Source organism: Pseudomonas sp. D4002 (assembly GCF_013385665.1).
Classification (GTDB): Bacteria; Pseudomonadota; Gammaproteobacteria; order Pseudomonadales; family Pseudomonadaceae; genus Aquipseudomonas.
In genome coordinates, this window is the sequence record NZ_JACAPN010000001.1 from 58,228 (window position 1) to 71,409 (window position 13,182).

At 62.2% G+C, this 13,182-nt stretch carries 13 protein-coding genes; 5 read left to right on the forward strand and 8 right to left on the reverse strand.

Going from position 1 to position 13,182, the window contains the following annotated elements; translation table 11 throughout:
* The first annotated feature begins 97 nt into the window (after positions 1-97).
* Positions 98-955 carry a M15 family metallopeptidase gene (locus HX824_RS00270; RefSeq protein ID WP_134325551.1) on the forward strand — a complete coding sequence of 286 codons (858 nt, stop codon included), beginning with the start codon at positions 98-100 and terminating at the stop codon, positions 953-955.
* Between the two features lie 60 nt (positions 956-1,015).
* On the forward strand, positions 1,016-1,447 hold the full coding sequence (locus tag HX824_RS00275) for a thioesterase family protein (RefSeq protein WP_003213207.1): 432 nt from the start codon (positions 1,016-1,018) through the stop codon (positions 1,445-1,447).
* A gap of 180 nt (positions 1,448-1,627) precedes the next feature.
* Here HX824_RS00275 and HX824_RS00280 read toward each other — a convergent pair whose 3' ends face one another.
* The 4 genes from HX824_RS00280 to HX824_RS00295 form a co-directional block, all read right to left on the reverse strand.
* Positions 1,628-2,110: a glycine zipper domain-containing protein gene (locus tag HX824_RS00280; protein ID WP_008435777.1), complete on the reverse strand. Its 483-nt coding sequence runs from the start codon at positions 2,108-2,110 to the stop codon at positions 1,628-1,630.
* Between the two features lie 257 nt (positions 2,111-2,367).
* The gene (locus HX824_RS00285) at positions 2,368-4,716 is read right to left on the reverse strand and encodes an FdhF/YdeP family oxidoreductase (protein WP_102367895.1); all 2,349 of its coding nucleotides are present in this window, start codon (positions 4,714-4,716) and stop codon (positions 2,368-2,370) included.
* The gene (fdhD, locus tag HX824_RS00290; RefSeq protein WP_177053992.1) at positions 4,713-5,552 is read right to left on the reverse strand and encodes a formate dehydrogenase accessory sulfurtransferase FdhD; all 840 of its coding nucleotides are present in this window, start codon (positions 5,550-5,552) and stop codon (positions 4,713-4,715) included. The genes HX824_RS00285 and fdhD overlap by 4 nt, the downstream gene beginning before the upstream one ends.
* Positions 5,553-5,647: 95 nt before the next feature.
* Positions 5,648-6,535, reverse strand: coding sequence for a LysR family transcriptional regulator (locus HX824_RS00295; protein WP_003213213.1), 888 nt, complete (start codon positions 6,533-6,535; stop codon positions 5,648-5,650).
* Positions 6,536-6,665: 130 nt separating this feature from the next.
* Here HX824_RS00295 and lysM point away from each other — a divergent pair, with 130 nt between their 5' ends.
* On the forward strand, positions 6,666-7,106 hold the full coding sequence (gene lysM, locus HX824_RS00300) for a peptidoglycan-binding protein LysM (protein ID WP_003213215.1): 441 nt from the start codon (positions 6,666-6,668) through the stop codon (positions 7,104-7,106).
* A 120-nt stretch (positions 7,107-7,226) separates the two neighbouring features.
* On the opposite strand, the gene yrfG is transcribed toward lysM, so the two are convergent.
* Positions 7,227-7,889 (reverse strand): GMP/IMP nucleotidase, encoded by a 663-nt coding sequence (gene yrfG, locus HX824_RS00305; protein WP_003213217.1) that lies wholly within the window; start codon positions 7,887-7,889, stop codon positions 7,227-7,229.
* An 87-nt stretch (positions 7,890-7,976) separates the two neighbouring features.
* Between yrfG and nudE the strand changes: the two genes are divergently transcribed.
* Both nudE and cysQ read left to right on the forward strand, forming a co-directional pair.
* The gene (nudE, locus tag HX824_RS00310) at positions 7,977-8,543 is read left to right on the forward strand and encodes an ADP compounds hydrolase NudE (protein WP_003213218.1); all 567 of its coding nucleotides are present in this window, start codon (positions 7,977-7,979) and stop codon (positions 8,541-8,543) included.
* Positions 8,540-9,376, forward strand: a complete 837-nt coding sequence (gene cysQ / locus HX824_RS00315; RefSeq protein WP_008435771.1) for a 3'(2'),5'-bisphosphate nucleotidase CysQ — start codon at positions 8,540-8,542, stop codon at positions 9,374-9,376. Before nudE ends, cysQ begins: the two co-directional genes overlap by 4 nt.
* Positions 9,377-9,489: 113 nt before the next feature.
* Here the strand turns inward: cysQ and HX824_RS00320 are convergent, their stop codons facing one another.
* Genes HX824_RS00320 through HX824_RS00330 form a run of 3 tightly spaced genes read right to left on the reverse strand, consistent with a single transcriptional unit; the run spans position 9,490 to position 13,163 of the window.
* On the reverse strand, positions 9,490-9,945 hold the full coding sequence (locus HX824_RS00320) for a YiiD C-terminal domain-containing protein (protein WP_003213222.1): 456 nt from the start codon (positions 9,943-9,945) through the stop codon (positions 9,490-9,492).
* A gap of 27 nt (positions 9,946-9,972) precedes the next feature.
* The gene (locus HX824_RS00325; protein ID WP_087692719.1) at positions 9,973-11,358 is read right to left on the reverse strand and encodes a sigma-54 dependent transcriptional regulator; all 1,386 of its coding nucleotides are present in this window, start codon (positions 11,356-11,358) and stop codon (positions 9,973-9,975) included.
* Positions 11,355-13,163 carry an ATP-binding protein gene (locus HX824_RS00330; RefSeq protein WP_023659335.1) on the reverse strand — a complete coding sequence of 603 codons (1,809 nt, stop codon included), beginning with the start codon at positions 13,161-13,163 and terminating at the stop codon, positions 11,355-11,357. Before HX824_RS00330 ends, HX824_RS00325 begins: the two co-directional genes overlap by 4 nt.
* Positions 13,164-13,182 lie beyond the last annotated feature (19 nt).

Genomic DNA, 13,182 nt, shown 5'->3' on the forward strand with positions numbered 1-13,182 from the left:
CGCGCTTTCCCTTCCAGTGGCAGACGCCGCCGACAGCCGGACCGTGCCCGCAGGTGAGAAGGTTTGACGCTTCACTTCTTCTGCAAAGGAATTGCCCATGGCTTTTGGTTTTTCTCGTGGTGTTGTCCCCGGCGTCTTGCTGTTCGCCGGGTTGCTGGTCGCACAAGGCACGCTGGCCTCGGTCATCCCGTTGAGCGTGAATGACTGTCGGCAGATGCAGCTTCGCAACACCATCACCGCCGCCAATCCATTGCCCTGCGCACGCCTGGCGCGGGTGACGTTCAGCTATGTGGACTTTGGCGGAGTGCTGCATAACAACGGGCAGCTCGTGGTGCTGGATGCCATCGCACCCCATGTGGAGGAGATCTTCAGGCAGTTGCTGCAACGTCGGTTCCCGGTGCATCAGGCGGTCAGGCTGGAAACCTATCGAGGCAACGACAAGGTCTCGATGGCCCGCAACAATACCAGTGGTTTTAATGGGCGCCAGGTCAGTGGCGCTTCGGGGTGGTCGCTGCACGCCTACGGCGCCGCAATTGACCTTAACCCTCTGCAAAACCCATTCGTTTTGTTCGGGCGTAACCCGCGAGGTGAATTCACCGGCCAGGCCACTGTTGAGCCCAGGGCAAGTACCGCGACTGCCGTTAACCGCCTGGATGCCCGCCCCGGCAAGCCGGCGCGCCCTGGCCGGGCAGAAGAGGTGATTGACCTGTTCGCCGAACACGGCTTTTTGACCTGGGGTGGTTATTGGGATTTTCCGCTGGATTACCAACACTTCCAGATCGGCCGGCGTTCGTTCGTGGAGTATCTGGCGCGGGTCACGCCGCAGCAGGCCAGCGCTGCAGTCGAGACCTATATCACCGCCTATCGCCAGTGCCTGCAGCAATCGGCCGAGACGGATCAAGCGCTCAAGCGTATGGCGTGCGTCCAGCAAACGATTGAGCAAAGCCCAACCTAGGCTTGCGGGTAGTGCTTGAACCCAGTATCAAGAGAGCCTCCTCCTGCCCGGGTTTTACCGATGACCAACGCCATGCCACAACGCGCCGATTACCGCCACTTCCAGCCGATCATCACGCGCTGGCACGACAACGATGTATATGGCCATGTGAATAACGTCACCTACTACAGCTTCTTCGACACCGCGGTGAATACCTACCTGATCGAGCAGGGCGGGTTGGATATTCATGACGGCGAAGTGGTTGGGTTTGTGGTGAGTTCGGCGTGCGACTACTTCGCCTCGATTGCCTTTCCGGACCGCATCGAGATCGGCCTGCGGGTGGGCAAGTTGGGCAACAGTTCGGTGCAGTATGAGTTGGCGGTGTTCAAGGCGGGAGAAGAAGATGCCTGTGCTGCGGGGAGGTTTGTGCATGTGTTTGTGGATCGGGCGTCGAACCAGCCGGTGACGATCCCGGGGATGTTGCGCGAGGCGTTACAGCGATTGGTGATCTGAATACGATCTGCGAAGCAATGAAAATCCAATGTGGGAGCGGCGGTGCGACGATTCGACTTGCTCGCGAAGGCGTTGTATCAGCCAATACATCCGGCGACTGATCCACCGCCTTCGCGAGCAAGTCGAATCGTCGCACCGCCGCTCCCACATTAAACCCGCGTTGTTCTTTCGATTCGCGCGTTACCGGTGGTGGCGATAGTGATGCTTGTTTTTGCGATGCCCATAAGCATGGCCGCGCCCGCGATGGTCGTCGCGGTCATAGCGGCGGTTATCACGCCCACGGTAACGACGATCATCGTCATCGCTCTTGTTGCCCATGTAGTTGCCCAGTGCGCCACCGGCGCCACCGCCGGCTGCTGCGCCGATCAGGCTGCCGGTGCTGCCGCCGACACTGCGACCCACCACGTTGCCGCCGGCCGCGCCCAATGCGCCGCCAATGGCTGCTTCACCGCGGCTGCGCTTGTCTGCGCCCACCGCACTGCCGCCTGCGCCGCCAAGAGCCGCACCGATGGCTGAACCAGTGTTACCGCCCAACTGCTGACCTACGACAGAACCTAGAACCCCGCCCAATGCGCCGCCCACACCGGCTTCGGTGGTGCCACCGGCCATGGCTGCGCCACTGACCAGGCCAAGGGACAACAAGAGAATCGAGGAGAACTTCATAGAGGAACCTCAAGAGGATGACGGCGCGATCCTGAGGTTGTATCGAGACGGTGACAATCGAAACCCGACCAGTGGTATGGGTTGTATACAATTCTCTAAGTTGCTGTTTTGTATAGGGAACTTAAGTGAGTTTTGCGAGTCTTTAGTTACTTCGGAACGGCCGCTTTTATGCAAAAGCGGCCTTTTTTGTGCCCGTAAGAAACTCGGGTGCTGTCTGTGGCGAGGGAGCAAGCTCCCTCGCCACAATGAGGTGTCGCTTAGGCCGACTTCGCCATGATCAAGCCGGTTGCACTCGCTGCTTCCAGGCGGATCGCTACAAACTTCGACGTTGGCGTATGGCTGCCATCCCCCGTGCTTTCCAGCGGCACCAGCGGATTCACTTCCGGGTAATAAGCCGCAGCCTGCCCCGCCGGAATATCAAATGCCAGCAAGGTAAAGCCCTTCACCCGACGCTCACGGCCGTCGTCCCAGATCGACACGATGTCAGCCTTCTGCCCCGGCTTGAAGCCCAGGCGGATGATGTCGGCTTCGTTGACGAACAACACATCCCGCTGGCCCTTGACCCCACGATAGCGGTCGTCCAGGCCATAGATGGTGGTGTTGTACTGATCGTGGGAGCGCATCGACTGCATGATCAGGTCCGGCAATTGCCCGGTGTTGCGGGTGCGTTCGTGCACCAGGTCCTTGGGCAGGATGTTCGGGCGGAAGTTGGCGCGGCCCGACGGGGTGTTCCAGCGACGGGCGCCAGCCGAGTTGCCCAGGTAGAAACCGCCCGGGTTTTTCAGGCGCTCGTTGAAGTCCTTGAAGCCCGGAATGGTGTCGGCGATCAGGTCGCGAATACGGTCGTAATCGGCCACCAGCCAGTTCCAGTCCACCGGCTTGCTGCCCAGGGTGGCGGCGGCAATGCCCGCTAGAATCGCAGGCTCGGATTTCATCTGTTTCGACAGCGGCTGCAGTTGGCCGTTGGAGGCGTGGACCATGCTGAATGAGTCTTCAACGGTCACGGCTTGCGGACCTTCGGCCTGGATGTCGATGTCGGTGCGGCCCAGGCATGGCAGGATCAGCGCGTCCTTGCCATGCATCAGGTGGCTGCGGTTGAGCTTGGTGCTGATCTGTACGGTCAGGTCGCAATTGCGCAGTGCTTCAAAGGTGCGTGGGCTGTCCGGGGTGGCTTGGGCGAAGTTGCCGCCTAGGCCGATAAAGACCTTGGAGCGGCCTTCGAGCATGGCGTGAATCGCTTCCACCACGTTGTGGCCGTTATCGCGCGGTACCTGGAACTGGAAACGACGCTCCAGGGAATCGAGGAACGCCACCGGTGGCCGTTCGTTGATGCCCATGGTGCGGTCGCCCTGCACGTTACTGTGGCCACGCACCGGGCACAGGCCTGCGCCCGGGCGGCCGATGTTGCCGCGCAGCAGCATCAGGTTGGCGATTTCCTGGATGGTCGGCACCGAGTGGCGATGCTGGGTGATGCCCATCGCCCAGCACATGATCACGTTCTTGCCTTTGGCGTACATGCGCGCCGCTTGCTCGATCTCTACCAGGGTCAGGCCGGACTGCTCGACGATTTCATCCCATGAGGTGTCGTCGATCTTGCCCAGGTAATCCAGCACGTTGGCGGTGTGTTCGTTGAGGAAGTCGTGGTCGAACACGGCCTCCTTGCCTTCGGCCTGGGCCTGGCGTTCCCACAGCAGCAGGAACTTGGCCATGCCCCGCAGGATGGCCATGTCGCCTCCCAGCGCCGGGCGGAAGTAGGCGGTGTTGGTTGGCTTGTCGCCGTTGGTGAGCATTTCCAGCGGGTGTTGCGGGTGCTGGAAGCGTTCCAGGCCACGCTCTTTCAGCGGGTTGATGCACACCACCTGTGCGCCGCGTTTTACCGCTTCGCGCAGTGGCTCCAGCATGCGTGGGTGGTTGGTGCCGGGGTTCTGGCCCCAGACGAAAATCGCGTCCGCATGCTCGAAGTCATCGAAGGTCACGGTGCCTTTGCCCACGCCCACGCTTTGCGCCAGGGCGACGCCGCTGGCTTCGTGGCACATGTTCGAGCAGTCCGGGAAGTTGTTGGTGCCGTAGGCGCGCACAAACAGTTGATACAGGTAAGCCGCTTCGTTGCTGGCCCGGCCCGAGGTATAGAACTCGGCCATGTCCGGGTTTGGCAGCGCATTGAGGTGCTTGCCGATCAAGTCGAAAGCCGATTCCCAGCTGATGGGTTTGTAACGGTCGGTTTCGGCGTCGTAGCTCATCGGCTCGGTCAGGCGGCCCTGATACTCAAGCCAGTAGTCGCTCTGCTCCAGCAGCGCGCTGACGCTGTGCTTGGCGAAGAATGCCGCGTCGACCCGGCGCTTGGTGGCTTCCCAGTTGACCGCCTTGGCGCCGTTCTCGCAGAACTTGACCATGCCGCTTTCCGGCGAGTCGCCCCAGGCGCAGCCCGGGCAGTCGAAGCCGCCGTTCTGGTTGGTCTTGAGCATCATGCGGATGTTTTTCAGCGCGTTGTCGCTGGTCAGCCAGGCTTGCGCCACGCTGATCAGTGCGCCCCAACCACCCGCCGGGCCTTTATAGGGCTTGTAGCGCGGGGTGGGTTTGTCGTCGGCTTGATGATGATTGCTCACGCTTGATTCTCCATCGCAGGGCTATAGACCCGCGGCGCACTTTTCTGCGGCAGGTGGATGAGATTGAGGTTGTGCCGGCGAGCCCATTGCAGGGCCAGGCCGGTGGGCGACGACAGGCTGACCAGGGTCTGGATGCCTGCACGCAGGACTTTCTGGATCAGTTCGAGGCTGCAGCGACTGGTAACAATCGCCAGGCCGCCGTCGGTCGGAATCTTTTGGCGGATCAGCGCACCGATCAGCTTGTCGAGGGCGTTATGCCGGCCGATGTCTTCACGGCCCAGCAGCAATTCGCCCTGGTTGTTCATGAACACCGCCGCATGCACCGCGCCGCTGTACTGGCCCAGCGGTTGGAACGCGCTGATGCGCTGGCGCAGGCCATCCATCCATTCGGCAGGCGGCAAAGGCGCGCCGGGCAACACCTTGAGGTTGGGCAGCGCCTGCTCCACGGCTTCTACGCCGCACAGCCCACAGCCACTGGTGCCGGCAAGTTGCCGGCGCTGCTGCTTCATATTCCAGAACGCGCGGCTGGAAATCTGCACCTGAGCGTATTGGGTCGAGCCCGAATCGCTGATTTTCAGGTCATAAATGTCGCTAACGTCTTCGATAATGCCGCTACCGATGCTGAATCCGACGATAAAGTCTTCAAGGTCGGTCGGCGTCACCAGCATCACCGCCTGGCTGATGTCGTTATAGGCAATCGCCAACGCAACTTCCTCGGCAAGCGCGGTGCGGGCCGATTCGGTGTGTTCGAGATTACAAAACTGGTAGCTCTGGCTGGCGGCGGGCGCGGGCGTTTCGAGGGCGGGCGCCGCGCAGACTGGGCGCTGGGCGTTCATTGGGCATTACCACCGGGAGTATTCAGCTGTAAGACTAGGCGCGACAAAGGGTCGCGTCTAATCGTCAGTACTGATCTACCGATAGATGCCGTCGATCAAGTCTCGATCAGCGATTTCTGATACAGCGCAAAACACGCTTCCGCCAAGGCCGAACGGGGTGCACTGCGGCGCATGATCAGCCCCAGGCGAGCCAAAGTGTGAGCGTCTTCAATGGGTTGCAGGCGCAGGTGCTCGGTGAGGGCGTCGAGGCCGCCGTCCAGTGGCATCACCGCGCAACACAGGCCGCCGTGCACCGCTTGTAACAATTGATGGACGGCATCGGTCTGTAACAGTGGCTGCGGGTTGAGGCCACGGCTGTGGAAATTGTGGTCGATGGACTGGCGAAAGTGCATGCCGCTGGTGAGCATGCCCAAGGGCAGTTCGATCAGCGCCTCCCAACTCAGGGGCTTGTCGCCGAAGCTGAAGAACCGTTGGTCGTACAGCAGGCCCATGCGGGTTTCGCCCAGGGCCAGGGAGTCGAAACGTTCGGCGTCCAGGCGCTCGAGGTACGACACACCGAGGTCCAGGCGGTTGCTGGCAAGTTGTTCAAGTATTTGCTCGGAGCTTAACGCGGACAACTCAAAGCGCAGGCTGGGGTGTTCCTTGTGCAGCTTCTGCATCAACGCCAGCGGATCGAAGCTCGACAACGGCACCACCCCCAGGCGCAACGTGCCTACCAGGTTGCCGCGACACGCAGCGGCCTCGGCCTGCAAGCCGTCATAGGCCGCCAGCACCGTGCGTGCCCAGGCCAGCACGCGTTCGCCGGGGGCGGTAAAGCCTTCGAAGCGCTGCCCGCGATTGACCAGCGGCAACTGCAGCTCTTCCTCCAGGCTGCGCAGGCGCATCGACAGGGTCGGCTGGGTAATGTGGCAGCGCGCCGCCGCCTGGCCGAAGTGACGGGTTTCGTCGAGGGCGATGAGGAATTTCAGCTGTTTGATGTCCATCTTCGCTCCGGGCTTATTCCAATGCGGTGGGATTCTAGCGTGTTTGGGTCTTTGGTCAGGCTGGAACCCAATTCTGTAGGACTGGTCTAGTCTTTGGCATCTGGAAATTAAATCCCAAGGAGAGCGCACCATGAGTCTTTTAAGCTTTGTTAAGGAAGCAGGCGAGAAGTTGATTGACCTGCTGACACCGGGTAATGCCAACGCGAGCGAGCAGTTAAAAGAGCACGTGGCCAAGGTTGGATTGGGTAACCCCAATGTGCAAACCACCGTCGACGGTGACAAGGTGACCGTGACAGGTGAAGTCGCCAGCCAGGAAGAGAAAGAGAAGATATTGCTGGCGCTGGGCAACATCGCCGGCGTTGCGAGTGTTGATGACCAGATCACCGTTTCCGGTCCTGCTGTCGCGGCGGCCCGCTTTGTAGTGGTGAAAAAGGGCGACACCCTGAGTGCGATTTCGCTGGCGGTGTATGGCAACGCCAACCAGTACAACAAAATCTTCGAGGCCAACAAGCCGCTGCTGTCCCATCCGGACAAAATCTACCCAGGGCAGACGCTGCGTATTCCTGAGTAATCCGCGGACCCAATGTGGGAGCGGGCTTGCTCGCGAATGCGGTGTGTCAGTCAATATATTCAGTGGCTGACACACCGTATTCGCGAGCAAGCCCGCTCCCACATTGGACCTTCAGTGTTGTTACAAACCTACGATCAAGTCCCGGTAATCCCCAACCGCCGCAAACTCCGCCGTGTCCTTGGGCCCCTTCCGGCTGTCCGGTTCCTTGACCGCCAGCAAGTGCCCCACGCCAAAATCCCGGGCGCTGCGCAGGATCGGCAAGGTGTCGTCGATAAACAGGCTGCGGGCCGGGTCGAAGGCGATGTCGGCGTGCAGGGCGTCCCAGAACTGCGGGTTTTCCTTGGCGAAACCATAGTCATGGGAGCTGATCAGTCGCTCGAAATAAGGCGCCAACTCGATGCGTTCCAGCTTCAACGACAGCGAATCCCGATGGGCGTTGGTGATCAGGATCACCCGCTTGCCCGCCTGTTTGATCGCCGCCAGGAAGGTGTCGGCATCCGGGCGCAAGGCAATCAGGTGTGCGGTTTCCAGCTTGAGCTCGCGCACCGGGATCTTGAGTTCGGCGCTCCAGAAATCCAGGCAATACCATTGCAACTGTCCGGCGTTACGCTCGAACAGCGGCTGCAGCTCCATCTCGGCCATGGCCCGGCTCACACCATGCAACTCGGCATAGCGCTGGGGCAGGTGCTCCATCCAGAAATGGTTGTCGAAGTGCAGGTCGAGCAAGGTGCCGTCCATGTCCAGCAGGACGGTGTCGATGGCGTGCCAGGGCAATGGAGGCATAAAGAACACTCATGTAAGAAAAGATATCCGACACAGACAATCGGAAAAGCCACGGTATAGTAACCCGATCACGCCAAGGAGCCGCTCATGCGCCAGAAACCCACCGTCCTCGCCCGCGAAATAGTCGCCAGTAGCCGTTTGTTCCGCGTGGAGGAAGTGCAATTGCGCTTTTCCAATGGCGTGGAGCGGACCTACGAGCGCCTGGTGGGCAGGGGTGCCGGATATGGCGCGGTGATGATCGTGGCGATGATCGACTCGGACCATGCGTTGCTGATCGAAGAATATTGCGGCGGCACCGACGAGTATGAACTGTCACTGCCCAAGGGCCTGATCGAACCGGGCGAAGACGTGTTGGCGGCAGCCGACCGTGAGCTCAAGGAAGAAGCCGGTTTCGGCGCCCGCCAGTTGGAGCACATCACCGAGCTGTCGCTGTCCCCCGGCTACATGAGCCAGAAAATCCAGGTGGTGCTGGCCACCGAACTGTATGAAGAGCGCCTGGAAGGCGACGAGCCCGAGCCGATGCGCGTCGACCGGGTCAACCTGAGGGAGCTCTCGCAGTTGGCGCAGAACGAGCAGTTCAGCGAGGGCCGCGCGTTGGCCGCGCTGTACCTGGTACGTGACCTGTTGACTCAACGTGGAGCGTTCCAGCCATGAGCGAACTGTTCCTGGGTCACCCGTTTATTGCCCCCGCGATCGAATTGGCCCGCCAGGCTGGCGAGGTCATCCTGCCGTATTGGCGCGCCGATGTTGCCGTCACCACCAAGACCGATGATTCACCGGTCACTGCCGCCGACTTGGCTGCCCATCACTTGATCCTCGCCGGTCTGACTGCCCTGGACCCGAGCATTCCGGTGCTCTCGGAGGAAGACGCCGACATTGACCAGAGCGTGCGCGCCGGTTGGCAGCGCTGGTGGCTGGTGGACCCGCTGGATGGCACCAAGGAATTCATCTCCGGCAGCGAGGAGTTCACCGTCAACATCGCGCTGATCGAAAAAGGTCGCGTGGTGTTCGGTGTGGTGTCGATGCCTACCAGCGGTCGGTGCTACTTCGGGGGGGCCGGGCTGGGTGCCTGGCGTTCCGATGTAGGTGCTGCGCCCAAGCAAATCCAGGTGCGCCAGACCCCGGCGAGCGGTGAAGCATTTACCGTGGTTGCCAGTCGTCGCCACACGAGCCCTGAACAGGACCGCTTGCTCGCGGGCCTAAGCGCCGGGTTGGGTGAGTTGAAGCTGGCGAACATCGGTAGTTCATTGAAGTTTTGCCTGTTGGCCGAAGGCAGCGCCGATTGCTACCCGCGCCTGGCGCCCACCTCGCAGTGGGACACCGCGGCCGCGCAAGGGGTGCTGGAAGGTGCGGGTGGGGAAGTGCTGGAGCTGGATGGGCAGCCGTTCAGTTACCCGGCGCGGGCGTCGTTGTTGAACCCGTTCTTCCTGGCATTGCCGGCTAAAGCGGAGTGGCGTGAGCGGTTGCTGACCCTGGCCCGGTCTTAAGCACAGCGCCGATCAAAAATGTGGGAGCGGGCTTGCTCGCGAAGGCAGTGTGTCAGTCACCAGATGTATTGGCTGATCCACCGCTTTCGCGAGCAAGCCCGCTCCCACATTTGTTATGTGTGCAGGACGTACTGCCCGGTAAAGGCCACGGCCCGCTCTTCACTGCCCTCATTGACGATCCACGTCTCCAGCGCCAAGCGCGCCCGGCCATAACGCTTGTAGGTGGCGACGAATCGCTTCCACACCTTGTCATCAGGCGCCTGGCAAATCGCCGTCGCATCGGTAGTCACCGGCAGCGGATAACTGATCTGCCCTTCCTGAATCACGATATGCCCGTCTTCAATCCCTTCCTCGCGCAACTGCAAATGCAGCCAGCCCCAACCTGCCAGCACGGCGCCGCAATACAGGCTGCCGCCAAACATGGTGCTCTTGTGGTTGATGTTGGCGTCGAGCGGCAAGCGCAGTTGCAGCTGCCGGTCCTGCCAGTCGATAACCTTGAGGCCCATTTCCCGGGTCAGGGGAATGTCGTGGTGAAGGATCGATTCCAGGTAACGGCTATCGCGACTCATGGTGGCCTCGTGGCAGGGGGGAAAGGGTCATTCGTCGTCAGCGTGACTGTTGCCGCTGTCGGCGAAGTTCAGCCCGTGCTTGCGCAGTTTGTCGTGCAGGGTTTTACGCGGCACGCCCAATGCCTCGGCGAGGCTGCGCATGGAATTGTGGGTGCGTGCCAGTTCGGCGGCGATCAGGCTTTTTTCAAACTGTTCGACCTGTTCGCTCAAGCCGCCGGGCGTGCTGGTGAGGATGCCCGGCGAAGGGCTGTCCGGGGTGCTGTCCAGCGCCAGTTCAAGGCCCAGGGCGAAACGCTCGGCGGCGTTTTGCAGCTCGCGGACATTGCCCGGCCAGCTGTGACGCAACAACAGCGCGCGCTGGCCCGGTTGCAGCTCTTTCATCGGTAGCCCGTGGCGCGTGCTGGCTTCGTCGGCAAAGTGCTGGAATAGCATCAGCGCATCCTCACCCCGTTCGCGCAGCGGTGGAATGCGCAGCGGCGCAACGTTGAGGCGGTAATACAAGTCCGCCCGGAAGCGCCCCTGGTCGGCGGACTGGCGCAGGTCTTCCTTGGTGGCGGCGATGATGCGGATATCCAGCGGGATCAGTTGGTTGCCCCCCAGACGCTCCACCACACGCTCCTGCAACAGCCGCAGCAGCTTGACCTGCACATCCAGGCTCATGCTTTCGATTTCGTCGAGAAACAGCGTGCCGCCGTTGGCGAATTCGAATTTGCCGATGCGCCGCTTCTGGGCGCCGGTAAAGGCCCCGGGCTCATGCCCGAACAACTCGCTTTCCACCACCGACTCGGCCAGGGCGCCGGCGTTGATCGCCACAAACGGGCCGCTGCGGCGGTTCGACAGATCGTGCAGCGCACGCGCTACCACTTCCTTGCCGGCACCGGTTTCACCGAGGATCAGCACATCAGCCTTGGTCGCCGCCAGCGCGCCAATCTGCTCGCGCAGGCGCAGCATTTGCGGGGAGTGGCCCACCAGGCGCGTACTCAATTGCTGACGGTCGCTCAGGGCCAGGCGCAGGCTGCGGTTGTCCAGCACCAGGCGGCGCAGGGCCAGGGCGCGGCGCACGCTGTCGAGCAGGGCGTCACTGGCGAAGGGTTTTTCCAGGAAGTCGTAGGCGCCGGTGCGCATCGCCTGCACCGCCAGTGGCACGTCGCCGTGGCCGGTGATCAGCAGTACCGGCAGCTCCGGGTCCTGGGCGTGGAGTTCCTTCAACAGTTCCAGGCCGTCCATGCCGGGCATGCGGATGTCGCTCACCACAACCCCCGGCCAATCCCGGGACAGGCGCGCGGTCAGGCCCTGGGCTTCGCCGAGGGTCAGGACTTTCAGCCCGGCCAGGTCCAGGGTCTGGCAGAGGGCCTGACGCAGGTGTGGATCATCGTCGATCAACACCACCTGAATCTGGTTATCGATAGTCATACACTGCGGTCCTCGGACGGTTGCAGACTGACACCCGGTGCTCCGGCGCGCAGTTTCAAGGTTAACAGTGCGCCGCCTTCCTTGTGGTTGGCGAACAACAGTTCACCGCCAAAGGCGCGCATCAGGGTGTCGCAGATCGCCAGGCCCAGCCCCAGGCCCTGGGTGCGGGTCTTGGTGGTGTAGAAGGGCTCGCTGGCGCGGCCCAGGGCTTCCATGCAGAAACCCGGGCCGTTGTCGCGAATGTACAGGTTGACGCCCTGTTCGGTGGTTTGGGCACTCAGCCAAAGTTTGCGCGGCGGGCCTTTTTCGGTCAGGGCGTCCAGAGCGTTGGCCAACAGGTTGCCCAGCACCTGGCGCAGGCGGGTTTCGCCGGCCGCCACCCACAAGGTGGCCTCGGGCAGGTCGCGGATCAGTTCCACTTCCATTGCCCGCCGCCGCTTGGCCAGCAGCGCCAGGGCATCGTCCAGGGCCGGTTGCAGGGCCACGCTTTCCGGCGCATGCCGGTCGCGTCGGGCGAAGGCGCGCAAGTGGGCGATGATCGAAGCCATGCGCCCGGTCAACTCGCTGATCAGCTTGAGGTTGCCACGGGCGTCGTCGGTGCGCTCATGGTCGAGCAAAATCCCGGCGTTTTCCGCGTAGCTGCGAATCGCCGCCAGCGGTTGGTTGAGCTCGTGGCTGATGCTGGCCGACATGGTGCCCAGCGCGGAAAGTTTGCCTGCCTGCACCAGGTCATCCTGAGCCCGCACCAGTTCCTGCTGGGCATGTTCACGCTCCAGCACTTCCTGTTTCAGGCGCCGGTTGAGGCCTTCCAGGTCGCTGGTCCGCTCGATCACGCGCATCTCCAGTTCGCGACGGGCCTTGGCTTCGAAGGCGATGCGTTCCAGGTAGTGACGACGGCGCTGCATCATCAGGCCGAGCAACAGCATCAGCACCAGCAAGGCGGCGCCACCCACCGCGACCACGGTGCGCACCGGGCGGCTGATCAAGGTGCGCGGCGCGAGAATCTCGACTTTCCAGCCGGTTTCGGCGATGTCGGTGGATTGGCGCACCCACGCCGTCGGGCTGAGGCTCAGCGGCTGCGGGTCGCGGGTCGGATAGGGCTGGATGGCGATGATGGCGCGGCGTTCTTCATCCGTCAGCGGCCGGGTGGCGCGAAAGCGCCATTGCGGGCGCGAGGTCAGGATCACCACGCCGTTGTGGTCGGTGACCAGCAGTTGTTCGGGGGTGTTGCCCCACAGGCTTTCGGTGTGATCCAGGTCGACCTTCACCACCAGCACGCCGATGATCTTGTCACCATCTCGCACAGCGGCGGCGAAGAAGTAACCGCGCTTGGCCGAGGTGGTGCCCAGGCCGAAGAAGCGCCCGAGGCGCCCGGCCATGGCTTCGCTGAAGTAGGGGCGAAAGGAAAAATTACGCCCGACGAAGCTGTCCTGCTTGTCCCAGTTGGACGCGGCGAGGGTCTTGCCGGTGGTGTCCATCAGGTACATCACTTCCACCCCGGCCTGCGCGGCGACGTCCTTGAGCAGGTGGTTGGCGTTGACCAGGTTGGTGCTGACGTGAGGCGCGTCGATGGCGGTGCGCAGGGCCGGCAGGTCACCGAGGATTTGCGGCAACACTTCGTAGCGATGCAGGGTGCCCAGCAGGTTGGCGACGTACAGGTCCAGCGTCTGGCGGTTCTGACCGGCCAGTTCGTTGCGGTAATAACGCTCGGCCAAGTGCTCCAGCGGCCACAACAGCGGTGCCAGGCATAGCGCCAGCAATGCCAGGCTGCGCCAGCGGGGTCTTCGCGGAAGGGGTGGAGTCATGGGAGTCATGCGCCTGTGG